The organism is Tropicimonas aquimaris, from assembly GCF_042676185.1.
In the GTDB taxonomy this organism is placed as follows: domain Bacteria; phylum Pseudomonadota; class Alphaproteobacteria; order Rhodobacterales; family Rhodobacteraceae; genus Tropicimonas; species Tropicimonas aquimaris.
This window is the reverse complement of sequence record NZ_JBHTJT010000032.1, coordinates 78,782-103,269: the sequence shown is the minus strand read 5'-3', so window position 1 is coordinate 103,269 and position 24,488 is coordinate 78,782. Positions and strand designations below refer to the sequence as shown.

Genomic DNA, 24,488 nt, shown 5'->3' with positions numbered 1-24,488 from the left:
CGACCGCTGGTGATGTCAGAAGAACCTGGCTTGTGACGGGGCATGGGGCCGACTAGGTGTTCAGTCCCGGCATCGGCGGTGTCAGAGCAACTTGGCTTGCGACGGGGCAGGGGGCTGACTACCTGCCTTGGATGACAAGACCTGACCCGTTCAAGTATTTCAAGACGAGCCGCGAGATCATCCGTCTGGCGGTGATGATGTATGTCCGTTTCCCGCTTTCGCTTCGCAACGTCGAGGATCTGCTGCACGAGCGCGGGATCGAGATCAGCCATGAATCGGTCCGGTTCTGGTGGCAGCGTTTCGCGCCGATGTTCGCCGCCGAGATCCGCCAGAAGCGCGCCGAGCCCCTGCGTTCTGGACCGGAGTGGTATTGGCACCTCGACGAGATGTTCGTGAGGATCAACGGCGTGCGGCACTATTTGTGGCGGGCCGTCGACCAGGAGGGCGAGGTCCTCGAAAGCTTCGTGACGAAGACGCGGGACAAGAAGGCGGCATTGAAATTCTTAAAGAAAACAATGAAGCGCTATGGTCGGCCGCACATCTTCGTCACCGACAAACTTCGGTCCTACGGTGCGGCGCTGAGGGAAGTCGGCGCGGCTGGCCGGCAGGAAACTGGGCGCTGGACCAACAACAGGGTGGAGAATTCACACCTGCCGTTCCGACGACAAGAACGGGCAATGCAACGGTTCCGGCGGATGCGAAGTTTGCAGATGTTCGCCGCCGTCCACGCCTCGGTCTTCAATCATTTCAACTCGGAGCGCAGCTTCTACTCAAGGGCAGATTTCAAGAAGAACCGCGCCGCCGCTCTCGCCGAGTGGCGTCAGCTCGGCGCGGCATAAGGGGCAGGGATCCTGCCCTTGCGGAGACGAGTTCGAATTGGTCTGACACCTCCGCCACTTGCACATTGCAAACCCGAAAACAGGTCCCTCGCGGGGCCTTTTTCTTTATGCGCCAAAGTGGTTTGCAGGGACCATCCGCCCTTCGGAGCCTGGGCAACCCTGCGAAATCGGTCTCCGGAGGTCTTGTCAGATGAACTTGGCTTGAGGCCGGGCAGGGGGCTAGGTAGCGTGCCGGCATGACGAAACGCGACCTTTTCAAATACTTTAAGGCGAGCCGCGAGATCATCCGCCTGGCGGTGATGATGTACGTTCGCTTCCCGCTTTCGCTTCGCAACGTCGAGGATTTGCTCCACGAACGCGGCATCGAGATCAGCCGTGAAGCCGTCCGTTTCTGGTGGCATAGATTTGGCCCGATGTTCACCTCTGAGATCCGCCAGAAACGCGCCGAGCGGCTGCGTTCCGGGCCGCAATGGCGGTGGCATCTGGACGAGATGTTCGTGAAGATCAACGGCGAACGGCACTACTTGTGGCGGGCCGTCGATCGCGAAGGTGAAGTTCTGGAGAGCTTCGTCACCAAGAAGCGTGACCGGAAAGCGGCATTGAAATTCATGAGAAAATCAATGAAACGCTACGGCCGGCCGGAAATCATCTTGACCGACAAGCTTCGGTCGTATGGTGCCGCGATGAGGGAGATCGGCGCGGCGGACCGGCAGGAAAACTGGCCGTTGGCTCAACAATCGGGTGGAGAGATCGCACCTGCCATTCCGACGACGAGAGCGAGCGATGCAACGCTTCCGCCGAATGCAAAGTCTACAGAAATTCGCCGCCGTCCACGCTTCTGCCTTCAACCATTTCAACTCGGAGCGCAGCCTCTCCTCCAGAGCAAACTTTAAGAAGAACCGTGCCGCCGCTCTCGCTGAGTGGCGCAATCTCTGCGTGGCATAAGGGCAAGCTCACTGTCCATTCGGAGACTGGTTCGAATTTGTCTGGCAGCACCCTGGCTATTGCTTCCGCCCCCATCGCCCCGGTAACTGGAGCGGCTGCCATGCGCTCTCTGGCGGCTCCGTCTGTGAAGGAACAGAATCATGTCGCGCACGTCTCTTGCGGGTGTTCCGCGTGGCCGCTTGCAGGCTCTCGAGGCCCGCGAGAAAAGCAGGTTCATCGCAAATCGACCCAGGGCCGCGGAGGCGCTCGCCCGCGGAGCGTGGCCTTTTCTCGACGGGGTGCCGATGCACTGGATGCGCGACTGGCCGATGCCACACCTGCCGCTGGTCTCCCACGCAAAAGGCGCCAGTCTTACGGACATCGATGGCAACCAGCTGCACGACTTCTGCCTGGGCGACACCGGATCGATGTTCGGCCATTCCCCGGAGCCCGTCGCCGAAGCGATCCGCCGGCAGGCCGGAAACGGTCTGACCTACATGCTTCCGACCGAAGATGCGCTGGAAGCGGGGCGTCTGCTGACCGAGCGTTTCGGTCCTTTCCGGTGGCAGATCGCCACGACGGCGACCGACGCCAACCGCTTCTGCATCCGGGTCGCACGCGCTCTGACCGACCGGCCGAAGATCCTGGTGTTCAATGGCTGCTACCATGGCACCGTCGACGACGCGATGGTCGAGCTTGCGGACGGTCGGACCGTGGCGCGCCGGGGCCTCGTCGGGCAGGTCCAGGATCTGACCAGAGGTGCCGTGGCGTGTGAGTTCAACGACCTTGAAGGCGTTGAGACGGCGCTGGCGGCGGGCGACGTTGCGGCGATCCTGACCGAACCCGTGATGACCAACTCGTGCATGGTGTTGCCTGCGCCAGGCTTCCACGAGGGACTGCGAGATCTGTCGCGAAGGTACGGCGCCCTTCTGATCATTGACGAGACGCACACGATCTCCTCGGGGCTGGGTGGCTATACCAATGTCCATGGCCTTGAGCCGGATATGTTTGTGGCCGGCAAATGCGTGGCCGGCGGAATGCCAACGGCCGTCTGGGGCATGACCAATGACCTCGCCGACCGTTTCCACGCCTACGACGAAACCCGGCCGCCGGGGCATTCCGGCATGGGCACGACCCTCTCGGCCAATCCGATGCAGTTTGCCTGCCTGCGTGCGACTCTTTCCGAGGTGATGACAGCGGCCAACTATGCCCACATGGAGGCGGGCGCAGCGCGGCTTTCTGCCGGGCTTCGGGACGCGATCGAGCGGCACGCCGCGCCCTGGCATGTGGTGCGTGTCGGTGCGCGCGTCGAATTCATCTGTGCGCCGGGACCGCTGCGAAATGGCGCCGAGGCGGCACTTGCCCACGAACCCGAGCTGGAAGGCGTGATCCATACAGCCCTTCTGAACCGAGGCTGCCTGATTGCGCCCTTCCACAACATGATGCTGGTCAGCCCGGCCACCACCAACGATCAGATCGACCGCCTCGTCGACGCATTCGACGAGGTTCTGACCGAGTTCTTTGCCTGATCGCACGACACAAGCGAGACACCACATGACCACCACCGCCAGTCCATCGGGATCCATCGTCCAGGAGGCGCGGGATTTCCTTCAGGCGCATCCCGACATCGAAGCCATCGACATCGTGCTGCACGACTCCAATGGGGTTGGCCGCGGAAAGATCATCCGGCGTCACGAGCTGGAATCCTTCTACGAATCCGGGCGCCATCTGCCGATCTCAATCCTCGGACTCGATATCGTCGGCGAGGATGTCGACGAGACCGGCCTGATCTGGGACCACGGCGACAACGACCTGCGCGCCTGGCCGATTCCCGGCACGCTCAAGGCGTTGCATGGCACCCAACCACCACGAGGCGAGGTGTTTATGTCGATGTATGAACTCGACGGACGACCGATGACGTCTGACCCCCGCCACGCTCTGACGCGGCAGGTGGACCTGCTCGCGGACGAAGGGCTACACCCGACTGGCGCGTTCGAGCTCGAATTCTTCCTGCTCTCGAACGAGCGGGGTCAGGACGGTGGGATCAAGCCCGCCGGCGACGTGCTGGATGGGCGCGAAAGCCACAAGACCGAGGTCTACTCGGTGGACCACCTGCATGGCATGTTGCCGCTGTTCTCGGAGATCTACGCCGCCGCGGAGCAGGCCGGGATCAAGGCCGAGACGATGATCTCCGAGTATGCGCCGGGCCAGTACGAACTGACCTTGCACTACCGCACCGACGTGATGCAGGCCGCCGACGACCTGATGCGCCTGAAACGGATCGTTCGCCTCAAGGCGCGGCAGAACGGCATCACCGCCTGTTTCATGGCGAAGCCCTTTGCCGATTTCGCCGGGTCCGGCATGCATTTCCACGTGTCGCTCCGGGACGGCGAGGGCCGGAACGTCTTCGTGGAGCCCGTCGAAGGCGAGTGGTCCGAAACGATCCTGCATGCGATCGGCGGGCTGAGGGCGACGATGGGGGAATCGATGCTGGTCTTTGCGCCGCATGCCAATTCCTGGAGGCGGTTCGCCAGTCAGTCCTATGCGCCGGTCAGCCCAACCTGGGGTTTCAACAATCGCTCGGTCGCCCTGCGAATTCCGGCCGGCAATCCCAACGCGCGGCGGATCGAGCATCGTCCCTCGGGCGTCGACGCGAACCCTTACCTGGTTGCGACGACTGTCCTCGCGGGAATTCGCCACGGTCTGCGTCATCGCGTCGATCCGGGGCCGAGGACGACGGGAAACGGGTATGCGGATGCCCAGGGCGCCCATCCCATTCCGGTCGACTGGCGTTCAGCCATAGAGGAGGCACGGGCCTCGGATTTCCTGAAAGACGCGCTCGGTGAAGACATGCACCGCACGTTCACGGCAATCAAGGCAGCGGAATACGCCCGCGTCGCCGGCACGATCAGCGACGTCGATTTCGACCTCTACCTGCACCGGGTCTGAGGGGCGACAGGTCATGTCAGGGGAACGCGGGTTGCGGTAGGTTAGGGCGCCGATTGGCTTCCCCTGGTGTCGAAACCTGACCCGTTCAAATAGTTCAGGACGAGCCGAGAGATCATCCGGGTGGCGGTGATGATGTACGTGCGTTTCCCACTCTCACTACGGAATGCCGAGGATCTGCTGCACGAGCGCGGGATCGACATCAGCCATGAATCCGTCCGGTTCTGGTGCTATCGTTTCTGCCCGATGTTTGCCGCCGAGATCCGCCAGCGGCGCGCCGAGCGTTTGCGTTCTGGACCGCAGTGGAATTGGCATCTCGACGAGATGTTCGTGAAAATCAACGGCGAGCGCCACTGCCTTTGGCGAGCCGTCGACCACGAAGGAGAGGTTCTCGAAAGCTTCGTGACAAAGTCTCGCGACAAGAAGGCGGCGCTGAAATCCATAAGGAAATCAATTAAGCGCCAAGGCCGGCCAGAAGCCATCGTGACCGACCGGCTTCGATCCTTCGGTGCCGCGCTGAGGGAAATCGGAGCGGCGGATCGACAGGAAACCGGACGTTGGCTCAACAATCGAGTGGAGAATTCGCACCTGCTGTTCCGACGACGGGATCGGGCGATGCAGCGCTTCCGGCGGATGCGAAGTTTGCAGATGTTCGCTGCCGTCCTCGGCTCGGTCTTCAACCATTTCAATTCGGAGCGTAGCCTCTCCCCCAGAGACAACTTCAAGAAGAACCGCGCCGCTGCGCTCGCCGAGTGGCGCAGTCTCTGCGCGGCATAAGGGGCAGACATCCTGCCCTTGGTGAGACTGGTTCGAATTAGTCTGCCAGCACCCCGCGCAAACGTCGATCTGCTCAGAGCGCGCCTCATCGCGCAACCACAGTTATGAAGGTGCATCAACTTTGAGGCAGAGCCACTTTCTCATGCCGGTTCACAGTCTTGTGATGCTGGTCGGCATTACTGCCAATGCGCGGCAGGAGGCCTGCAAGGAGACGGTACTAAAGACAAACTCCACGCCGTAAAGCAGTCACCGGTTTCCCGGTTCAAGCGTCGACGCAAGGCGCCTGACAGCCCCCCTTGCAGGGACGGTGATCGCACGCTCCGCAAGCGCCTTTGGAGACGCGGTCGTCAGGCCTCGCCGGATGTGATCGTGGCGGGCCGCCTGGATTTCCTGAGCATCAAGAAGGTAATGGCGGGCAAGCTGATTAGGGTCTGGATGGCAAAGGAAACCAGTCCGACGGCAACGCTCACGTCGGCCGGGATGCTTGCACTTTGAAACCCAATTACGAGAAGCCATTCACGAATGCCAAAATTCCCCAGCGTGACCGGAACCATCAAAGCGATCAGCATGACGGAAATTGCGAAGATCGCCAGAGAGATTGGCACGGAATAGCCGAAGGCATTGTAAAGGCTTACGAACACGGCAACGCGAAACAAGGTCACCAGTGTCGAGATCAGGACGGCAGGGACAAGGCCGTGGACCAGCATGCCCGGGTGCCGCAGATAGTCGACGACCGCGGCAAGTTTCGATCGCGCGCGTTTCAAAGGCCCGGGCGTCAATGTGCGGATCACGGTATCGGCCGAAACCATCATCAGCGCCGTAACGAACGCCACGGCCGCGACAGCGGCGGCCATTCCCATCGCCACCGCCCAGTTCCCAATAGCGACGGCGCCGAAGGCCGCAACGATCAGCGTCGCGATGGTTGCTGCGTAGCGGTCTATCGCAAGGCTCGACACGACGAGCGCATTCGTGGTCTCGCCCGCCGAGGTGGCGCGAGTTCTGAGAAGGATCCCTCGTGCGATATCCGGGCCGAGCGAGGTCGGGATCAGTGCTCCCAGCCCCATGCCGGCGGACACGACCACCCCGAGCGGAAGCAACTTGGTGCGAAATCCGATCGCTCGCAGGATCTGCCACCACCGCCAGGTGATTGCTGTCCGGGTGCCCACCACGCTCATCGCGGCTGCAAAGATCCATATTGGGTCCATCTGCGGCAGGAGTTGGAACACCTCTTGCCAGTCCACCAAGAATCCGAGCGGCAAAAGCAGGGCGAGCGTTGCGAAAAGTTTCACGGCCTTGCGCGCAAATCCCTTCCTGGCAGGTTTCTGGGCATCTGGGGACACGAATGATCCTTCCAATGAAATGCTTGCCAAGCGATCGCTAGGTGGATGTTTCCGCTTTGGCCTCTTCGGATTCGCCTCGGATCCGTTGCACGCGCGCGGGCACACCGAAGCTGACGGATCTTGGCGGAAGCGTCCGTGCCACGACCGCACCAGCGCCGACGATCGCGTCATCGCCGACCTCCACGCCGCCAAGGACACTAGCGCTTGCGCCGAGCCACACGCCGCGACCGATGCGCGTTCCGCCCATGTCCCGAACGCCCTGCTGGGCAATCGGAACGTCAAGGCGATCCACGTTGTAATTTCCGCCGCCGGCGATGTAGCAGCGAACGCCGATAACCGTGTCCTCGCCGATGCGGACCGCGTTTTGAGCCTCGGCAGCGCCGGTCGACTGGATCACCGTGTACGCCCCGATCCCGCAACGCTCGCCGACGGAAATCGCGCCGTTCTTGCAGGACATCATCACGCCGTGCGAGAGCATGACGTGATCGGCGATGCGCAAACAAGGATCACCAGTAGCGGAGCGCGCGTCGAGAATGCAGTTGTCTCCCAAGACGACCTTGCGGCCAATCTCCATCTTGCCGGGGCACATCAGCGAGATGTTGCTGCCAAAGACGACGCCTTTCCCGCAAGAGGCAAACAATCCGGGCCAGAACAGTTTCCGCAGCACGATGCCGAGCGCACCCGGAAATGGCGCCAACAGCCTGCAGAACTCGAAGTAGATCAGCGACCAGATGGACCCGCTGCCCACGATCATCCGCCGATAGCTCGCAAGTGCGGACGAACCTTCGACGATCTCGCGGTGGGTCTTGCCGTGGCGGTCGGGTGCGGTCATGACGGGATGATGCTGTTGGCGCGGTACCACTCGCCCGTTCGGCGCAGGCCCTCATCAAGCGACACCGAAGCAGTGTAGCCGAAGTCTCGCTGTGCCTTGTCGATGCGGAACGCACGGTTTTGACGGTACCAGTCGACCCGGCGCGGAAAGATTGGCGGTGCGATTCCGAATGGCTTGCAAATGGTTTCGCAAACGTGCCCGGCCACGATCAAAGGTCCAATCGGCATACGACGGATAGTCACATCGCGATCCAGTGCTTTCGCCACACGGGTGATGAGATCGTTGAGCGTCACGTATTCCTTGTCGGCGATCAGGTATGCCTCGTAGGCCCCGACGCCGCTCGGCATGACAGCGATCAGTGCTTCAACGAGGTTGTCGATGTAGACCGGGTGATAGGTTGTCTTCCCATTGCCAAACATCGGAAACGTTCCCGCGGCGACGCGCTTGAAGATCATCGAGAAGCGCTCCGGATCGCCGGGGCCGAAGATCGCGGCAGGCCGGATGATCGTGTACTCGATCCGATCCCGAAATGCCTCCAGGGCGACCTCACCCTCGTATTTCGTCTGTTGGTAATAGTCCGCAGGCGCAATCGGAGCGTCTTCGCCGGCGGGCGGGTTCTCAACATTGCCGTGGACGCCGCAGGTGCTGCAATAAACGAGCTTGCGCACGCCTGCCTTCACCGAGGCCTCCGCGACGATCTCGGTGCCCCGGACATTCACCTCGCGGTATTTCTCGTCCGATGCCCCCACATCACGGAACGCGGCAGCGAGGTGCTGGACGACTTCGCAACCCTCTACGGCCTCTTCAACGCATGCCCGGTCTGTCACGCTGCCGTAGATGATCTTACCGCCTGCGTTCCGGATCGTGTCGTCATCAAGACCGGGCTTGTTGTCCAGCGCGACGACCTCATGACCGTCCTGCAAAAGCCTCATGACCAATGCATGTCCGCTGAAGCCGGTCCCACCCGTTACCAAAATTCTCATATTGTTCCTCAAAATTTACGCGAACCGTCTCGCAGATGAAGACAAGTGAATTTGTCTTTACTATGGAATATCTCCGGACCTGCTGGAAATTGTCGATGGGTCAGGCAGACGCGTCGGTTTGACAATTCCTACATTGCGATTCTTCGCACGGTGCGGTCGTCACCGGGGATTTTTCGGAAAGTCATCCGGAAGCTAGCGGCAAGGCTGAATGGCCTTGGTGCGGCGCAATCCGAACCGGTCCGCCGTCTCATTCAGCGAACGGAGGACAAGAGACGGCGCACAGGCGCCACAAGCCGGAGGATGCAGTTCGGAAGCTGCTGGCGGTCACCGCAGCCTGCCGTGACAGCCCCGGCGCGAGTGAAATGTGGCTGTTCGCCTAGAGTTCGAAGATCCTTTTTTCGGTCATGTGCAGGCAGTCGCTGACGCCGTCGGGCGTCACGATATAGTTGTCGCAGATCACCGCAAAGACACGTCCGTCGTCGTACCCGGGATGGATTGCCAACAGCATTCCCTCCTCAAGCGGTAGCGTCTCGTCGCGGCGGATGAGAGGCCGCTCGACCATTTCGCAGCCCTGTCCATGTGCGTAGAGACGGGTCTCGGGCGGCAGGCCGCGGCTCTGCATCCAAGCGTCGTGCTTCGCGGCAATGGTCGCGGGATCTGCGCCGGGCCGGATCAGCGACAATGTGTGGTCCTGTGCTGCCTTGACGTTGGCGAAGGCCTGCAGCAGGTGGTCATCTGCCTTTCCCAGCACCATGGTCCGCGCGATCTCAAGATAGAGTCCACCGGGACCGCTGGTTTCAATCAGCAGGGACATGTGATCCCCTGCCTTCAGCTCCCGTGTCTGAAATGGCCGGTTCATGAAGCGTGATGGCTCGCCCAGCGGAGACGACAGACCCAGGTGGATGCCTTGGTCGGAGCCGAGCCAACGTCCGACGGCCTCCGCGTGGGCGGCGACATCGCGGTCGGTCTTGCCGGGGCGAATGAAATCGCACACCTCGGCAAACACCTTGTCCTGAAGGGCAGCCGTGGCACGTATCAGATCGATCTCTTCGGCGCTCTTGATCGCCTTGACCCGGTCGAGCGCGTCTGTTGCGTCGATTGTCTCGAACTGCGCATTGAGCCCTTTCACCAGTCCGAAGGGCTGGGCCTGCGGACAGAGAAGCCCGACCCGGGTCGCGCCGGAATCGACGAGCGTTCTCACGGCAAGATCGGTATCGTAGTCGATGCTGTAGCCGACCGAAACAAACGACGGTGTGCCGAGAACCCGGTTCACGCCGCGCGTAGCCGGGGCCATCGGGTCGGTCATCCTGTCTGTCCCGAAGGCACCCATTTCGATCACCGTCATCGGCCGGTCGCGATGGAAGATCACCGTGCGTGGATAGCCGTTGTTGGCTGGTACGTCCGTCAGCCAGCGCACATAGCCGCCCATCCAGTCTTCGCGGGCCTGGGTCACCAGGGCGTCGAGGCCCAGTTCGTCCATCACACCGCGCGTCAGCCGCCAGCGACGCTGCATCTCGGTGTCGGAAATCGGGGAATTAGTCCGCATCGCATCTCCTCACTGCGCCAGTCAGCGCATCCGGGCCGTTTTCCAGATAGGTCCGCATGTTGGTGAGAACCGTGGGAAAACACTGCTCGTGGTAGGTGTCCGCGAAACCGCCAATATGGGGGGTCAGGATCGCGTTTGGCGCTGTCCGGAGCGGATTGTCGGCGGGCAGCGGCTCCTGTTCAAAAACGTCGATGCCAGCGCCTGCGATGCTGCCGCGATGGAGCGCGTCGAGAAGAGCGGCCTCGTCCACGCAACCGCCGCGCGCTATGTTGATCAGGAAGGCCGAGGGCTTCATCGCGTCCAGAACGGACCGCCCGATGATATGCCGGGTTTCTGCCGACAGCGGAACGAGCACAACGAGGAAATCCGCCTCGGCTGCAGCCTGCTCGAGCTGCGCCCGCGGGTAGATCCGATCGACGTGCGGGGCGTTGCCACGGCCGGAAACACCGATCACGCGCATGCCCAGAGTCGAGCAATAAAGGGCCAGCGTCTCGGCGATACTTCCCAGGCCGACGAGACAGACGGTCTTGCCAAGCAGCAGCGGTTGCGGCTCACGGTGCCAGGCGCCGGTCGTCTGCGCCTGCAGCGCCTCGGGCAGGCGCCGTGCCAGCGCCAGCATGAACGTGAGGGCCAATTCCGCCATCTGAGGCCCATGAACACCGCTGCACCTGCTGATCGGGACCGTTACGGGCAGCGCCTGCATCGCCAGCAGGTTGTCGACGCCCGTGCTTAGCGACTGCACCCACTCGAGCCCAGGCATTGCGGCGACGAGTTCGGAGGTCATCTTCGGACCTATGCCGACGAATGCATTGGCATCTCGCGCCAATGCCATCGCGTCCTCCATGGTATGGGCCGCCCGGAACAGGTGCTCGGGGAATGCGTCCGAGAGTTTGTCGACATACCAGTCGGCCCAGTCGGGAAGCTCGTGCTGCACGATGATGGTCTTCATTCTTGACCTTTCAGTTGAGAGGGGCAGGAAGCCGGAACGCGAGCGCCGCGACGGGAAACAGAGCCGCGACCAGGTTCGGAAGAATGGAGGCGAAGAACGTCATCGTCGGCACTTCGGGCACCCCGCGCTGAGGATGAACGGGGGTATGCCGACCGGCGGGGGCATGCGCCGCAACGCGACAGGCACCATGACACTCTCGGCAGAAGCCCGTCGCGCAGCCGCCAGGCTCAGTCCAATCTGGCTCATGATGTCCCCTCCCTTCTGATCGCCTGGCGTGCCCGCCTTGCCGACCGCCGCTCCTCCGGCGGGTTGGTCCGAGGTGCTGCGGGCCTTGGCCCGCCACAATGTGTCCTTTACCCGGGTGCGGTGGCCCCCCGCTGGCGGTTTGCGCTGTTCCTGGGAGTCCGATCCTCGATGCCTTGCATGTCAGACACGCTGCGATCGAAGCGGGGCGAGACCTGTCGCAAGGATCGCCAGTTCCTTCAGAAGCCCGCGCGCCTCCTTTTCGAGCTCGTCGGTGCCCACGAATCTGTCGCCGTCAAGAAACGTCTTCACCATTGGTACGACGACCCCGTTCTTGGTCGGATACATCTTGAGCGCACTGAGAATGGGTTTGGTGAGCTGCGCGGCGCGCAGGCCGCCGGAGCGTCCGCCATAGCTGACGAATCCCGCGGGCTTCAATGCCCATTCCGGCCCCAGATAGGTCAACGCGTTAACCAGGGCAGGTGTCGGCCCGTGATTGTATTCCGGCGCAACGAAAGCAAATCCGTCAGCTGCCGCGACCGAGCGCGCCCAGCGTTTGGTGTGTTCGTGCTGGTATTCCCCAAGCTTCGGATGGCGAGGCTCATCGAACAGGGGCAAGCCGAAATCGCGAATATCGACGAGCCTCGCCTCGACTGTGCCGTCCTCTGCGGCGATCTTGTGAAACCATGTAGCAACCCGATCACCTATGCGTCCGGGCCGCGTGCTGCAAATCACGACGTCGATCGTCGGCCGTTTGTCCTGAGTCAACTTTTCCACGCTCCCACGACGGTCTGAACCAATTGCGCCGTCCGCTGAAAGTGATCCGTCAAGAGCGTCGCGGCCCTGTCGGCATCCCTGTCCAGCGCGGCGGTCATGATCTCATGATGTTCGTCACGCGGGTCGCTGCGGGAAACGCCTGCCAGTCGAGCCAGGCTTCTGTAGCGTTCGGCCGAGTCGTAGAGCTGACTACAGGTTTCGATCAGCCAGTTCGAACCGCAGGCCGATACAAGGGCCTGGTGAAACGACTTGTGAGCGGCGTTCCATGCAGGATCTGGCCCGCGAGAGCCGTCTGCGGCGTCGCGCGGCGTGCGAGAGAGGCGATGACAGCTTAGCAGGACTTGCTCTTCCCATCCCGCGTCGCCGAATTCGATGGACCGCCGAATCCCGAGGTCGTTCATCCAGCAACGCGCCTGCGTGAGATCCTGTAGCTCTGGCACGCTGACCGGCGGAACAAAGAAGCCCCGATTGTCGGTGTGATCCGCCAGGCCCTCCATCGCGAGCCGATTCAGCGCCTCGCGAACCGGGCTCAGCCCTGTGTCGAACTGTGCGCTGAGGTCGCGCACATTGAGCTTGGTGCCCGGTCGCAATGAACCATCGAGAATGCTGCTGCGAAGATCTCCATAGATCACGCTCGTGCGCGTCGTCTTTGGTTCGGGTCCGTCAAGAATCTGTCGCTCGTGCATGTGCCTGATCCGATTTCTGATGAGAGATCTACCTACGATTTTAGAGATAATAAACCATAAAGGGAACGTTTCGACCATTTGATCGATCATTGTTGACATGAATATGGATCATGGATCAAGCTTGCTCCCAGACGGACATTATCCGGTGATCTGGCCTTGGGAGGGGATTGCAATGCGCTTTGCGTGCGTTCGGAATGGCGGAGCGACGGAACCAGGCGTTCTTGACAACGAAGAAATCGTTCTTGTCGGCGATCTTTTCCGGGATCTTACAGCGGTTATCGAGGCCGGGCGGGATGGGCTTGCCGCGGCAGAGCGCGCGTGTCAGGAGGCCGGTCGCAGACGGATACCGGCGGGAACGGCGGAACTCGCCGCTCCAATCAGCCGCTTCAAGCGCGACGTGCTTTGCACCGGCTGGAACTACTGGGATCATTTCGAAGAGGGCAAGGGGCGCCGCGACGGTCAGGACGTGGACAGGCCGGCAGCGCCTACCTTCTTCACCAAGGCGCCGAATGCCATCATCGGACCGTATGACCAGATTGCGTGGGACGAGCGGTGCTCCCGGAAATGGGATTACGAAGCCGAACTGGCGCTGGTGATCGGCACCGCGGGGCGTTCGATCCCGGCAGGCCGGGCGCATGAGCACATCTTTGGCTTCTGCCTGGCAAACGACATCTCTCAGCGCGATATCCAGCGCCGGCACGGCGGGCAATGGATGCGCGGAAAGAGCCCCGACGAGACGACGCCGCTTGGCCCGTTCCTGGTGACTGCGGACGAGATCGAGGATCTGGGAGCGGTAAGGATCGAATGCGAGCTGAACGGCGAGACCATGCAATCCGCTCTCGTGGCGCAGATGGCTTTCGACATTCCCACGCTGATCGCGGAACTCTCCTTCGGAATGACGCTCAATGCCGGCGACGTCCTCCTGACCGGGACGCCCGCCGGCGTTGGCAACGGGCGGACCCCTCCTGTTTTTCTCAAGCCGGGCGACGTTGTCGTGACCCGCGCAACCGGGCTCGGCGAACTCCGCAACACGGTGGTCGAGCGCAATCTTTATGGCGATGCGGAGATCGTGCTTTGACGACAGGGTTTCCGATCTCCGGGATCGTCAGCGTCGATCTCCTGTCCCGGGACCTGGCAAGTCACACGGCCTTCTACCGGGACGTCTGGGGCCTCGAGCCGGTCGATCATCCTGGCGATGCACGTTTCTTTTCGGGAACCGGCGGTGATCCGTTCCTTCTCGCGTTGTTGCCCGCAGACGCACACGGCCTTGCCGCCATCACCTTCCGCTGTGTGTCGGAGGAGGCAATGCTGGATGTCGCCGCGCGGGCGGCGCAGGCGGGATGCACGATATCTGATGGACCGGCCGCCGCCACGCGTCCGGGGGGCGGACGGATGATCGATCTCGGCCTCCCGAGCGGCTGTGTGGTGCGACTTGTCCACGGCGATACCCCGGGCAACCTGCGCCCTGAGCAGATCGACAGGGCCGTCCGCTTGTCGCACGTCAACATCAACACGCGGGATGTCGACGCGCTCGCGGGATTCTACGAAACCGTTCTTGGCTTCCGGCTCAGCGACCGCTCGAAAGCCATGGCCTTCCTGCGGTGCAACAGCGACCATCATGCCGTGGTGCTGGCCGAGGCCCCGGTTGAGGGGCTGAATCACGTCGCCTTTTTGTTGCCGGAACTCGAAGGCGTGATGTTCGCGTCTGGCCGGATGCGCGACCACGGGTTCGAGATCGGTTGGGGGGTCGGGCGTCATGGGCCGGGCAACAATGTCTTCGCCTATTTCGTCGACCCCGAAGGCTACGTGGTCGAACACACCGCCGACATCCTCCAGGTCGACGATTCCTATCGGGTTGGCATGCCCGAGGACTGGACATGGCCTCCGGGCCGGACAGACCGGTGGGGAATTGCGCCGCCGAAGAGCGAAACATGCAAGGCGGCTCAGATCGCCACGGGGTTCGCTGGATAATCGAAGTTCGTGCCGGCCCCAGTCCGGACGGCACGGCAAACAAGGGAAGGAGACGACGGTGGAGGGAGCCCCGAAAGGGCTGAATTGAGACCCGGATCGCGGGCTGACCTCGAGACGGGATGACCCAAGGGAGGAGAATCAATATGACAACTTATTCGAAGTCCAGTTGGCTGAGTTGCTCTGTCGTGGCGCTTGTGGCCATGTCGGCGGCGGCATCGGCACAGATGACCGATGAGGCGCGCGCCTTTCTGTCGGAAAACGGGATCAGCGAAGCACTGATCGAACAGGCGGATGCCAGCACGGCCACCGAACTCGCCGTGCCGGCCGAATGGCTGGAGAAGGCGGCGGCCGAAGGCACGATCGACTTCAGCACGAACGACGCCTCCGAGCATGTCGCGCGGTGGTTGCCTGTGTTCAATGCGCGGTATCCCGACATCGAAATCATTGCGACGGAAACGTCTGGAGCGGCCCGCGCTGTCCAGCCACTTCTTGCCTACAAGGCTGGCCAGCTGGTGCGTCACATCGTGGTCAGCTTCGAGGGATCCCTGCAGGATTACGTCGAGGCCGACGCGCTGGCGGAAATCGACGACCTGCCGGCGTGGGACGGCATTCCTGAAGATCGGCGCGCACCGAATGGCACCTTCTCAGGAATGCAGAACACGACCTGGTGCATGATCTACAACAAGGATCGCGTGAGCGAGGAGGAATTGCCCGCGACCTGGTGGGATCTCGTCTCGGAGGATTCTCCGCTGAAAGGCGGGCGGGTAGGGGCTGCCAACCGGGCGCAACTCTGGACGCTCAATCTCTGGACCCATCCCGACTATGGCCCGGAGCGTATGACCAACGAGTTCCTGCCGGCATTCTTCAGCACGCTCCAGCCGCAACTCCGCGCCGAAGGGGTCGGCGGCATGATCAACCTGCCGCTTGTCGGAGAATTCGACGTCGGTCTGCCGACGCCGAACGACGAGACAGCCGAAATCATGGAAACGGGGGCCCCGGTCGGGTGGCACTGCCCCGAACCGGTCCCGCAGTACTTCAACCTCATTGGAATGTTCCGCGACTCGCCGACCCATTACTCCTCGAAGGTTTTCATCAACTGGCTGCTCAGCCAGGAAGGCCAGTTGGTCCGTCTTGCAGCTGGCGGTGACGGCCCGGTGCACAAGGACCTTCAGATCGAAGGTGCTGCGCCACTGGCCGAAGAATTTGCCGGCAAGGATATCGCCCTCCGGACGTTGGATGGCATGCTGACGGAACTGCCCAAGGTCTACGAGGTCTGGAACCCGATCTGGGCGCAGGCCGGCGGTCCCGAGTGAGGTCGATCTCAGACTTTGAACGGAGCTCCCCGGGCCGATGCCGGCCCGGGGCCACCACACGGAGTTAGCCGATGACCAACATCACAACGAGCACGCCGATGGATGCAGAGCGACCTGCCGGCGCTCCCAAGCGGGACATTATCGGCCGCGTTTTCCCCTGGGCCGTCCTGATCATCCTCGCGGCGTTGGTCATCGCGCCTATCTTCTCGTTGGTTGCGGGTGCATTCAGCCTGTCGCGGTTGCCCAATGAATTCTCCTTCGACAACCTGGGGCTCGCGAATTTCTACGCGGTCTGGGTCGAGCAACGTATCGACAAGGTGATCTGGAACACCGCGATCTACGTTATTGGCGCGACCGTGTTCGGAATCTTCACGGCTGCGGTTCTGGCCTGGCTCGTGGAGCGGTCCGACATGCCGGGCAAGATGTGGATCTATGCCGGCGTGCCCCTTGGCATTGCGGTCCCGGGCATTCTCCACGCCATTGCCTGGGTGCTGCTGCTCAGCCCGCGATCCGGCTTCATCAACCGCGCCTATATGGACATGACAGGCAGCGCGACGCCGCTTTTCGACATCTACACCATGGGCGGACTGATCTTCGCGGAAGGGCTGCGGCTCGTTCCGGTCGCGTTCCTGATGCTGGTGCCTCTCATGCGCAGCATGGATCCTTCGCTGGAGGAGGCCGCTGCGGCGAGCGGCGCCAGCCCGTTGCGTGCAACGCGGCGGATCACCATAGCCTTGCTGCTTCCGGGGATCCTTGCCATCAGCATCTTCCAGGCGATCACTGCAATCGAGAACTTCGAGGTTCCCGGCGTCCTCGGCATGCCCGTCAACCTCCATGTATTCAGCACGCGCGTCTACAACCTGATCGACAACATCGGCACCATCCCGGCGTTCGGGCAAGCCAACGCCGCGGCGGTCTTCTACCTCGCGATCGCGCTTGTAATCTCGTTCCTCTACCTCCGGCTGGTCCGGCATTCGGAGCGCTATTCGATCATTACAGGTAAGGGCTACACGCCTCGTCAGGTGCGACTCGGCCATTGGCGGAAGCCCGCGCTCGCGTTGTCGCTCCTGTTCCTGTTCGTGACCATCGTGCTGCCGTTCCTCGTGTTGCTGTACGTGTCACTCGTGAATTACCTGCGTCCCCCCAGCTGGGAAGCATTCACGAGCTTGACGTTCAAGCACTACATCGCGGTCTTCAATCAGCCTCGGGTCGCCCAGACCTTGTTCAACACGATCTATGTCACCCTCATGTCGGCGACCTGCGTCACCCTCGTGTCGTTCATTGTGGCCTACATCATCGTGCGCACCCGCTTCGCCGGACGCTATGCGCTCGACATGCTGTCCTTCCTGCCGCATTCCATTCCCGGGATCGTGCTGGGGCTCGCCCTCTTCTGGCTTCTGATGCAGTTCGACGCGATCACGGGCGCAAGCACATTCGGCTCGATATACGCCCTCGTGCTGGGCTTCACGATCCTCTTTCTTTCATATGCCGTGCGCGCGATGAGCGTTGCGATGATACAGGTGCATCCCGATCTCGAAGATGCGGCGAAACTTTCCGGCGCACCGCCTTGGCGGATCGCATTGCGGATCTTCGGCCCGCTCCTGCTTCCCACGCTGGTTGGGATCTGGATCTACGTGGCGATGCTGAGCGTTCGGTTCATCAGCTTGCCGCTGATCCTTTCGCAAGGCGGCAGCAACGAGGTGCTGGGAGTCATGATCTGGTCGCTTTGGGACAACGGCAATATCAGCTCGGTAGGAGCCGTCGGGATCATGCTCATGGGATTCATGTTCGCACTCGCTCTGGGCCTGCGCCTGTTCGGGTTTGGTGGTCAACGCGGAGGAGCGCTATGATCAGTATCGAGGATCTTCGGGTCCGCTACGAGTCCGACAGGGGCGTGGTGGATGCGGTCCGAGGGGTCAGCATTTCCGTTGACGCCGGAGAATTCTACACGCTGCTTGGACCGAGCGGATGCGGCAAGACAACCACTCTGCGGTGTCTGGCCGGGCTGGAGCGGCCGACAAGCGGGCGCATCTCGATCGGCAACACGGTTGTCCACGATTCGGATAGGGGGCTGGCGGTGCCCACGCACAAACGTGACATCGGAATGGTGTTTCAGTCCTATGCGATCTGGCCGCACCTGACAGTGTTCGAGAACGTCGCCTTTCCGCTCCGCGAGATGCGTCCCAGGATCGACGAGGCGCAGATCGTGTCGCGGGTCGGGAAGGCGCTGGAACTCGTCCAGCTCTCCGGCTACGAAAGCCGTCCCGCGCCGTTTCTCAGCGGCGGACAGCAGCAACGGTTGGCACTGGCGCGAGCGATCGTGCGGGAGGCGACGGTCGTGCTGTTCGACGAACCCCTGTCGAACCTCGACGCCAAGCTTCGCGCGGAAACACGGCTCGAACTGCGCAACCTCGTTAAGCGGCTAGGCATGACCGCGCTCTACGTCACCCACGACCAGACAGAGGCGCTGACCATGGCCGATCGCGTTGCGGTGATGCGCGATGGCGAGATTGTGCAGGAAGCTTCGCCGGTCGAGATCTACAAACATCCGAATTCGCGCTTCGTGGCCAGCTTCATCGGTCAGTGCAATTTCGCGTCCGGAAAGGTCGGGGCCATTGCAAATGGCGCCGGACCGGGCCGGATAGAGACCGAGTGGGGGCAGATCAGGTTCGCGTCACCCTCCGACGTTCCGGTCGGAAAAGACGTGACGATTGCTGTTCGCCCCGAAAACGTCACGCTGGTTTCTCACGGCTCGGAGGATGCCGCCGCCGGTGAAGTGCTTGAGACGGTTTTTCTGGGTGACTCGGTGGAATGCCGGGTCCGGCTGGGCAATTCGGACATTGTCGCGCGCGTTCACCCCAATCAGCCATTGGGCGTGGGCGACAAGATCGGTGTCGTTGTTCGTCCCGATGACGTTGCGATCCTCAAAGCGTGACCGCAGCGCAGGATCAGCATGAAGGCAGAAAGGCCGCATTGGCGCTCGCCGCCCTGATGTGCGCGGTCAGTGTAACGGTGCTCGAAAGCATGGCTGTCAGTGTCACGTTGCCTGCCATTGCCCGGGACTTCGCGGTCCCGGCCACAGCATCGACCTGGGTCATGGGCTCGGCGCAACTGGTAATCGTTGCGCTGCTTCTGCCAATGGCTTCCCTGGGAGGCGTTGTCGGCTATCGCAAGGTCTACCTCACCTCGCTCGCGGTGTTCGCAACGGCGACCATGGCCTGCATGCTCGCGCCGAACTTTCCGGCATTGGTTGCTGCGCGCGGGCTGCAGGCGATAGGCACCGCCGGCGCCATGAGCCTCGGCCTTGCCCTGCTGCGCACCGTCTGTTCCGATGCGCGCCTGGGGACCGCGATCGGCCTGATGGCCACGACGGTCGCGCTCGCGTCGTCGCTCGGGCCGGCCGTGTCCGGGCTGATCCTTACGGTGGCGAGCTGGCGGGCGGTATTCGGGTTGCTTGTCGTGATGAGCCTGATCGCCCTCGTGGCCGGCAGTATAGCGCTCCCGCGGGTGCCGCCATCAGGCGGAAAATTCGATCTGTTGGGGGCTGTACTGGTAGCCGCATTGTTGACGGCTGCGCTTGTCGTGATCAACGGCCTGGCGAACGGATGGTCCGCGACGGTGCTCCTGTCGGCTGCCGCGATCTTTGCGTTGGCGCTTGTGGCGGTTCTTGCGCGATCGCGCGGCGCTGCGGCCCCAGTCTTCCCGACAGATCTTCTCGCAAGACCCGTTTTCGCGTTGTCGATCGTCGCATCGATCTGCGCTTTCACGGCACAGACCCTCGGGTTCATCCTGCTGCCTTTCTACCTGCTCTACGGCGCCGGGTTCGGTGAATTGCAGATGGCCGTCACGCTCAGCGTCTGGCCGGCCGCAACGGCAATTCTGGCTCCGCTGATCGGCCGCTTCTCTGACCGGTTTCCCGCAGGGCACACAGGGGCGGCAGGTTTGGCGGTTCTGGCGATTGGGTTTCTACTGATCTCCGGTATGGACGCAACGCCGACCGCGGCCAGCATCGCCATCCCCTTCGCGATCTGCGGCATGGGTTTCGCAATATTCCAGACGCCGAACAACCGTTTGATCATGCTGGCCGCGCCACGGGAGCGAAGCGCGGCGGCCAGCGGATCGGTTTCCGTTGCGCGACAATTCGGCCGCGCCGTCGGAACGGCAATCGCCGCGTTCGCGCTGCTGTCGGGACCGACGGCGTCGATCGATGCCATGGCCGCCGCCGCCGCGATCGCGGGCCTAGGCGCCGTTGCAAGCATGAGCCGCACCTGGGTGAGGCGGACTATTTCCTGACGGGAAACGGCCAGATATCAATGGAGAATTTCTGATGCGGAAACTGTATCACGGACCGACCAGCGTATGCTCGCAGAAGGTGCGCGTGGCTCTCGCCGAGATCGGGCTCGACTATGAAAGCCAGATGCTGGATCTGCAAAAGGGCGATCAATTCGCACCGGCATATATGCGTCTGAACCCCGAGGCCGTGGTGCCGACACTGATCGACAGGGATCTTGTCCTGGTGGAGTCGAGCCTGATCGCCGAGTATCTCGACAAGACCTACAATGGCAGCGCGTTCATGCCGGACGACCCCGGGCTTGAAATGCGCGTCCGGCACTGGCTGTTGCGCTGCCTGGCTGTGCATGCCGCAATCAACACGCTCTCCTTCTCGACCTTCATGCGAGACAAGGCTCTGGAGACGAAGTCCCTCAAGGAGATCGAAGCTGCGATCAGCCGGATGCCTGATCCCGTACTCCGCGCCAAGCGACGCGATCTCTACGCAAATGCGTTGAAGTCAGACCACGTTGCGCAAGCCTTGCGACACCTTCTGCGAACATTCGAGGACATGAGCGAGCATATCGGTGGTGGCGCCTGGGTATCGGGCCCCGCTTTCGGCCTCGCCGATATCGGACTCGTTTCCTACATCGACAGGCTGGACAGGCTGGGATTCTCCGGACTCTGGACCGATGACTTCCCTATGATCGCCACCTGGCTCGACGCGATGCGCGCACGAACCAGCTACGCGGTCGCTATTGCGGAATTCATTCCCGAGGCGACGGCGCTGGCACAACGCGCCGGAGGCGCCGTACATTGGCCCATGCTCGCGTTGCGCTGGCGAGAAACCATTGCAGAAAGCGAGCGTAGCACTGCCGCGAGTTGAGCGGTGGCTTGGCGCTCGCTGAGTGGTGCGAGTGGTCAGGGGGAACTGGCGCAGACCAAGCCTCGGCTCCGGCGGACCCGGGGGGCGTCCACGTGACGCCTGTTCATGAAGACCAATTGGATCGTGCATTGCACTGGCGTCCATCGCCGCGTCCCGACGAGGTGAGCCAAGTCCACCGGTGCGCAAGCCCGGCATTCACTCGGCGGTCGGGATGCGGGCCTCGACGGTATCGACGATCTCCGGGAAAGATTCCCTTGCAGCGTCGATCTGCTGGGGCCGGAATGTCAGGACAGTTTCCACGTCTCTTTCGATGCCGGCCCGGATCTGCGGATCGGATACCGCCTCCTCGCTCTGGCCGGCCGCGAAACGCAGCCGTCTGGATGCCAGCGACGAGGAGTAGGGTGCGAGTTCATAGGACAATCTGAACGCCTCGAGCCCGCGTTCAGGCTGCCGCGTGCCGCGCAGGCTCTCGGCAAGCAATTGCCAAGCGTGCGCACTCGCAGGGTTCAGTTCAAGGCTCGCTTCGGCGAGCGAGGCGGCGCGAGCGGTGTGCTCGCGCATCGTGTCCACCGTGATCGTCGACAGGTCTGCCCCCTGCATGAGGGCGTTCGCGATAAAATGCGCCTCCCCGTACCCCATCTGGTAGAGGTATCCTGCGGTGTCGTACATCGTAGCCGTCAGGATCGGGCGCGTGCCACCATAGGGGGCCTCCACGCGCAGCTCCCGGTTGAATGCCGGCGTGTCTCCGAGGGTCGACACGCCTTGCCAGGCGGCAAAGACCAGCACGGCGAGGCTGGCGACGGGGGCGAGGGACAGGGATCGGGAGGCAGGCATCTTCTCGCAGATCTAGCGGTGGGTCGGGCGGTCAGTGGCATAGGTTGTAATGAAGGATACATGACCACGACGCGGCCGAACTCGCAAACGGCTTTTCGCCCTGATTCACGCAGTCCCTTGCCGTGCAAAAATGGCGCACTTGCCGAAGCGTCACTTGGCTGTCACTTGAATTGAGGCAGGCAATTCCCGAGAAATAAACAAAAAACTCAAATTGAGGATATCGAGGTGATTCGGGCAAACGGAATTGTCCTGGCCAGTTGCATCGCGCTGGTCGGATGCGGTGGCGGTGGGCCAAGTTCCCGCGCCATTCTCCACGGAACGGATGTTGTCGTCGGCCGCGCCAAGAACGACGCCGCCGTCAACGATGCTCCCTATGTACTCATCAATGTCGACCGCGGCATCGCCACGTCGGTGACCCACGCCCGGCGCGCCGACGAGGCGCGCGGCTTTCATCCGGTAGGTTCTCCGGCCGGGGTGGTGATCGGCCGGGGCGACGTGCTGGAGATATCCATCGTCAGCACGGCCGAGACAGGCTTCATGGATTTCACCACGGCGTCGATCTCGCCGATCTCCCAGACCACCCTAGTTCCGCAGGAGGTGAGCAGCGACGGCATGGTGCGCGTTCCGCCGCTTGGCAGGATCAAGGCGCAGGGCATGACGGTGCAGCAGTTCGAGAACACCCTCACCCGGATGCTCAGCGATGTGCTGGTCGATCCGGCCGCCATCGTGCGCATCTCGGACCGGCAGAGCGCCAAGGTCTCGGTCGTGGGGCAGGTGGGCGTGCCCGGGAAATACGCGATCGACGAGTCCAACCTGCGGCTACTGGACATGATCTCCGCCGCCGGCGGCCCGGTCGAACGCTCCGAGAACCTGAGCGTCAAGGTCAGCCGCAACGGCGTGACCCAGAGCGCGCTGATGCGCGACGTGCTTTCGAACCCGCATCTCAACATCTACGTCCGCACCAACGACGTCATCGAGGTGGAGACCCCCGAGAACAGGATCACCATCCTCGGCTCGGGCGGGACGAAGAACGCAACGCTTTTGATGAACGAGCCGGACAGCACGGTCGTCGATGTTCTCGGCAATGGCGAGGGGCTTGCCAACCGGCAGGCGGACCGGTCGGGCGTGTTCCTCTATCGGGACGTGCCGACCAGCACGCTGAGCCAGCTCGGGATCGAGACCTATAGGTTCACGGCGCCGACGGTGCCGACCATCTTCCGATTCGATCTGACCCAGCCCGAGTCGCTGTTCGCGGCCAAGTCGTTCGAAGTTGCCGATGGCGACATCCTGTATCTGTCCACCAGCATCAAGGATGCCTTCGAGGCGCTGTCGACCTTCATCCCGGTCCCGGCGGATTACATCGCCGACTGGACGATCGACGGCACCAACGTCATCCTCGCGGACTGACATTGAGATCCCGGCGTCGGGCCCGATACTCGGACCGACCTCGCACAAAAATCAGGCAGTCCCCCGTCCGTTGCATTCGGATGCGGTGGCTGCCCATTCATTTTGCAACAAGTCCACTGTGGTGCGCCGAGGTGTCATTTACCCGTCAACATCGGTTTGCTAACAAAACTCTGAAAATCGTCAACGTATTGCCGGGTTTTAAAGGTTTTTGAGAATCGCCGAGGAAATGCGGCGTTAGGATTATTCGGGGATTTTTATGAGACAGCACGCGGTTGCACTTTCGGTTCCGAGGATCTTCCAGGGTCCCAGCCAGCACTTCTATACCGAAGATCAGACCGACGTTACTCACTGGAGTCTGCGTTTCAAGGTTGGAAAATTCATATTTGACAAAGTGTTGGCCCTCACCGGCATTTCCCTGATGGTGGTCGTCGCGCTTGTTCTCCTGATCCTGAACCCGCTGCTCAACCCGGGGCCGCTGTTCTTCCGGCAGACCCGCATGGGCAAGAACGGCACCGAATTCAGGATGTGGAAGTTCCGGACGATGATTCCCGTCGACGAGTCGCAGATGCGCAAGGCGGACGGGGCCCTGGAACAGGATCGGATCACCCCTCTGGGACAATTCCTGCGGACCTACCGCATCGATGAGCTTCCCAACTTCCTGAACGTGCTGCGCGGCGACATGAGCGTTATCGGGCCGCGCCCGGATTCGGCCTCCCACGCGAAGCACTTCGCCAAGGTCATCCCGCATTACAACTATCGCTTCAAGGTGAAGCCGGGGATCACCGGCCTCGCCCAGATCGAGTCCGGCTATGCCGAGGGGATCGAGGCGACCGAGATCAAGGCGCATTACGACCAGATCTATGTCGAGACGTCCTCCGGGCGGCTGGACCTCTACATCGCCGTGCGCACGATCCTCGTAATGTTGACCGGTTACGGCGCACGCTGACGACCGGAGCGGGCGGCACG

The 24,488-nt window shown here is 62.2% G+C and carries 20 protein-coding genes and 2 pseudogenes; 14 read left to right on the top strand and 8 right to left on the bottom strand.

The window, feature by feature from the left end; translation table 11 throughout:
• Window positions 1-131 precede the first annotated feature (131 nt).
• The 5 genes and pseudogenes from ACFQ2S_RS15695 to ACFQ2S_RS15675 all read left to right on the top strand — a co-directional run bounded on the left by ACFQ2S_RS15695 (window position 132) and on the right by ACFQ2S_RS15675 (window position 5,486).
• On the top strand, window positions 132-839 hold the full coding sequence (locus ACFQ2S_RS15695) for an IS6 family transposase (RefSeq protein WP_386075866.1): 708 nt from the start codon (window positions 132-134) through the stop codon (window positions 837-839).
• Window positions 840-1,075: 236 nt separating this feature from the next.
• A pseudogene (locus tag ACFQ2S_RS15690) lies at window positions 1,076-1,784 on the top strand (IS6 family transposase).
• 140 nt (window positions 1,785-1,924) lie between these two features.
• Window positions 1,925-3,292, top strand: a complete 1,368-nt coding sequence (locus ACFQ2S_RS15685; protein WP_386075865.1) for an aspartate aminotransferase family protein — start codon at window positions 1,925-1,927, stop codon at window positions 3,290-3,292.
• 25 nt (window positions 3,293-3,317) lie between these two features.
• On the top strand, window positions 3,318-4,712 hold the full coding sequence (locus ACFQ2S_RS15680) for a glutamine synthetase family protein (RefSeq protein WP_386075863.1): 1,395 nt from the start codon (window positions 3,318-3,320) through the stop codon (window positions 4,710-4,712).
• Window positions 4,713-4,778: 66 nt separating this feature from the next.
• Window positions 4,779-5,486, top strand: a pseudogene (locus ACFQ2S_RS15675) (IS6 family transposase).
• 347 nt (window positions 5,487-5,833) lie between these two features.
• On the opposite strand, the gene ACFQ2S_RS15670 reads toward ACFQ2S_RS15675, so the two are convergent.
• The 7 genes from ACFQ2S_RS15670 to ACFQ2S_RS15640 all read right to left on the bottom strand — a co-directional run bounded on the left by ACFQ2S_RS15670 (window position 5,834) and on the right by ACFQ2S_RS15640 (window position 12,842).
• Complete coding sequence (locus tag ACFQ2S_RS15670; protein ID WP_386075861.1) at window positions 5,834-6,826, bottom strand: lysylphosphatidylglycerol synthase transmembrane domain-containing protein; 993 nt, start codon at window positions 6,824-6,826, stop codon at window positions 5,834-5,836.
• A gap of 37 nt (window positions 6,827-6,863) precedes the next feature.
• Window positions 6,864-7,580 carry an acyltransferase gene (locus ACFQ2S_RS15665; RefSeq protein WP_386075860.1) on the bottom strand — a complete coding sequence of 239 codons (717 nt, stop codon included), beginning with the start codon at window positions 7,578-7,580 and terminating at the stop codon, window positions 6,864-6,866.
• 74 nt (window positions 7,581-7,654) lie between these two features.
• The gene (locus tag ACFQ2S_RS15660; protein WP_386075858.1) at window positions 7,655-8,641 is read right to left on the bottom strand and encodes an NAD-dependent epimerase/dehydratase family protein; all 987 of its coding nucleotides are present in this window, start codon (window positions 8,639-8,641) and stop codon (window positions 7,655-7,657) included.
• Between the two features lie 376 nt (window positions 8,642-9,017).
• The gene (locus ACFQ2S_RS15655; protein WP_386075857.1) at window positions 9,018-10,187 is read right to left on the bottom strand and encodes a M24 family metallopeptidase; all 1,170 of its coding nucleotides are present in this window, start codon (window positions 10,185-10,187) and stop codon (window positions 9,018-9,020) included.
• Window positions 10,177-11,136, bottom strand: a complete 960-nt coding sequence (locus ACFQ2S_RS15650; protein ID WP_386075855.1) for a D-2-hydroxyacid dehydrogenase — start codon at window positions 11,134-11,136, stop codon at window positions 10,177-10,179. The genes ACFQ2S_RS15655 and ACFQ2S_RS15650 overlap by 11 nt, the downstream gene beginning before the upstream one ends.
• Before the next feature lie 426 nt (window positions 11,137-11,562).
• A complete protein-coding gene (locus tag ACFQ2S_RS15645) occupies window positions 11,563-12,147 on the bottom strand; it encodes an NADPH-dependent FMN reductase (RefSeq protein WP_386075854.1) in 585 nt (194 codons plus the stop codon).
• Window positions 12,144-12,842 (bottom strand): GntR family transcriptional regulator, encoded by a 699-nt coding sequence (locus ACFQ2S_RS15640; protein WP_386075852.1) that lies wholly within the window; start codon window positions 12,840-12,842, stop codon window positions 12,144-12,146. Before ACFQ2S_RS15640 ends, ACFQ2S_RS15645 begins: the two co-directional genes overlap by 4 nt.
• Before the next feature lie 172 nt (window positions 12,843-13,014).
• On the opposite strand from ACFQ2S_RS15640, the gene ACFQ2S_RS15635 reads away from it, so the two are divergent.
• The 7 genes from ACFQ2S_RS15635 to ACFQ2S_RS15605 all read left to right on the top strand — a co-directional run bounded on the left by ACFQ2S_RS15635 (window position 13,015) and on the right by ACFQ2S_RS15605 (window position 21,281).
• On the top strand, window positions 13,015-13,920 hold the full coding sequence (locus ACFQ2S_RS15635) for a fumarylacetoacetate hydrolase family protein (RefSeq protein ID WP_386075850.1): 906 nt from the start codon (window positions 13,015-13,017) through the stop codon (window positions 13,918-13,920).
• Window positions 13,917-14,813 carry a VOC family protein gene (locus ACFQ2S_RS15630; protein ID WP_386075848.1) on the top strand — a complete coding sequence of 299 codons (897 nt, stop codon included), beginning with the start codon at window positions 13,917-13,919 and terminating at the stop codon, window positions 14,811-14,813. Before ACFQ2S_RS15635 ends, ACFQ2S_RS15630 begins: the two co-directional genes overlap by 4 nt.
• A 143-nt stretch (window positions 14,814-14,956) precedes the next feature.
• On the top strand, window positions 14,957-16,126 hold the full coding sequence (locus ACFQ2S_RS15625; RefSeq protein ID WP_386075846.1) for an extracellular solute-binding protein: 1,170 nt from the start codon (window positions 14,957-14,959) through the stop codon (window positions 16,124-16,126).
• Window positions 16,127-16,197: 71 nt separating this feature from the next.
• Window positions 16,198-17,976 carry an ABC transporter permease gene (locus ACFQ2S_RS15620; RefSeq protein ID WP_386075844.1) on the top strand — a complete coding sequence of 593 codons (1,779 nt, stop codon included), beginning with the start codon at window positions 16,198-16,200 and terminating at the stop codon, window positions 17,974-17,976.
• On the top strand, window positions 17,973-19,061 hold the full coding sequence (locus ACFQ2S_RS15615; RefSeq protein WP_386075843.1) for an ABC transporter ATP-binding protein: 1,089 nt from the start codon (window positions 17,973-17,975) through the stop codon (window positions 19,059-19,061). The genes ACFQ2S_RS15620 and ACFQ2S_RS15615 overlap by 4 nt, the downstream gene beginning before the upstream one ends.
• On the top strand, window positions 19,058-20,419 hold the full coding sequence (locus ACFQ2S_RS15610; protein WP_386075841.1) for an MFS transporter: 1,362 nt from the start codon (window positions 19,058-19,060) through the stop codon (window positions 20,417-20,419). Before ACFQ2S_RS15615 ends, ACFQ2S_RS15610 begins: the two co-directional genes overlap by 4 nt.
• Before the next feature lie 34 nt (window positions 20,420-20,453).
• The gene (locus ACFQ2S_RS15605; RefSeq protein ID WP_386075839.1) at window positions 20,454-21,281 is read left to right on the top strand and encodes a glutathione S-transferase family protein; all 828 of its coding nucleotides are present in this window, start codon (window positions 20,454-20,456) and stop codon (window positions 21,279-21,281) included.
• Between the two features lie 195 nt (window positions 21,282-21,476).
• Here the strand turns inward: ACFQ2S_RS15605 and ACFQ2S_RS15600 are convergent, their stop codons facing one another.
• Window positions 21,477-22,115 carry a hypothetical protein gene (locus tag ACFQ2S_RS15600; RefSeq protein ID WP_386075838.1) on the bottom strand — a complete coding sequence of 213 codons (639 nt, stop codon included), beginning with the start codon at window positions 22,113-22,115 and terminating at the stop codon, window positions 21,477-21,479.
• A gap of 225 nt (window positions 22,116-22,340) precedes the next feature.
• On the opposite strand from ACFQ2S_RS15600, the gene ACFQ2S_RS15595 reads away from it, so the two are divergent.
• Both ACFQ2S_RS15595 and ACFQ2S_RS15590 read left to right on the top strand, forming a co-directional pair.
• Window positions 22,341-23,522 carry a polysaccharide biosynthesis/export family protein gene (locus ACFQ2S_RS15595; protein ID WP_386075837.1) on the top strand — a complete coding sequence of 394 codons (1,182 nt, stop codon included), beginning with the start codon at window positions 22,341-22,343 and terminating at the stop codon, window positions 23,520-23,522.
• A 256-nt stretch (window positions 23,523-23,778) separates the two neighbouring features.
• Entirely contained in the window at window positions 23,779-24,468 is a 690-nt protein-coding gene (locus tag ACFQ2S_RS15590) for a sugar transferase (RefSeq protein ID WP_386075835.1), read from the top strand.
• Window positions 24,469-24,488: the final 20 nt, after the last annotated feature.

Excerpts from the sequence above, each read along its gene's own strand:
- ACFQ2S_RS15695 (WP_386075866.1), top strand. The coding sequence starts at position 132 with ATGACAAGACCTGACCCGTTCAAGTATTTCAAGACGAGCCGCGAGATC.
- ACFQ2S_RS15625 (WP_386075846.1), top strand. The coding sequence starts at position 14,957 with ATGACAACTTATTCGAAGTCCAGTTGGCTGAGTTGCTCTGTCGTGGCG.
- ACFQ2S_RS15650 (WP_386075855.1), bottom strand. The coding sequence starts at position 11,136 with ATGAAGACCATCATCGTGCAGCACGAGCTTCCCGACTGGGCCGACTGG.
- ACFQ2S_RS15680 (WP_386075863.1), top strand. The coding sequence starts at position 3,318 with ATGACCACCACCGCCAGTCCATCGGGATCCATCGTCCAGGAGGCGCGG.
- ACFQ2S_RS15620 (WP_386075844.1), top strand. The coding sequence starts at position 16,198 with ATGACCAACATCACAACGAGCACGCCGATGGATGCAGAGCGACCTGCC.
- ACFQ2S_RS15640 (WP_386075852.1), bottom strand. The coding sequence starts at position 12,842 with ATGCACGAGCGACAGATTCTTGACGGACCCGAACCAAAGACGACGCGC.
- ACFQ2S_RS15685 (WP_386075865.1), top strand. The coding sequence starts at position 1,925 with ATGTCGCGCACGTCTCTTGCGGGTGTTCCGCGTGGCCGCTTGCAGGCT.
- ACFQ2S_RS15660 (WP_386075858.1), bottom strand. The coding sequence starts at position 8,641 with ATGAGAATTTTGGTAACGGGTGGGACCGGCTTCAGCGGACATGCATTG.
- ACFQ2S_RS15615 (WP_386075843.1), top strand. The coding sequence starts at position 17,973 with ATGATCAGTATCGAGGATCTTCGGGTCCGCTACGAGTCCGACAGGGGC.
- ACFQ2S_RS15655 (WP_386075857.1), bottom strand. The coding sequence starts at position 10,187 with ATGCGGACTAATTCCCCGATTTCCGACACCGAGATGCAGCGTCGCTGG.
- ACFQ2S_RS15590 (WP_386075835.1), top strand. The coding sequence starts at position 23,779 with ATGAGACAGCACGCGGTTGCACTTTCGGTTCCGAGGATCTTCCAGGGT.
- ACFQ2S_RS15600 (WP_386075838.1), bottom strand. The coding sequence starts at position 22,115 with ATGCCTGCCTCCCGATCCCTGTCCCTCGCCCCCGTCGCCAGCCTCGCC.
- ACFQ2S_RS15605 (WP_386075839.1), top strand. The coding sequence starts at position 20,454 with ATGCGGAAACTGTATCACGGACCGACCAGCGTATGCTCGCAGAAGGTG.
- ACFQ2S_RS15665 (WP_386075860.1), bottom strand. The coding sequence starts at position 7,580 with ATGATCGTGGGCAGCGGGTCCATCTGGTCGCTGATCTACTTCGAGTTC.
- ACFQ2S_RS15635 (WP_386075850.1), top strand. The coding sequence starts at position 13,015 with ATGCGCTTTGCGTGCGTTCGGAATGGCGGAGCGACGGAACCAGGCGTT.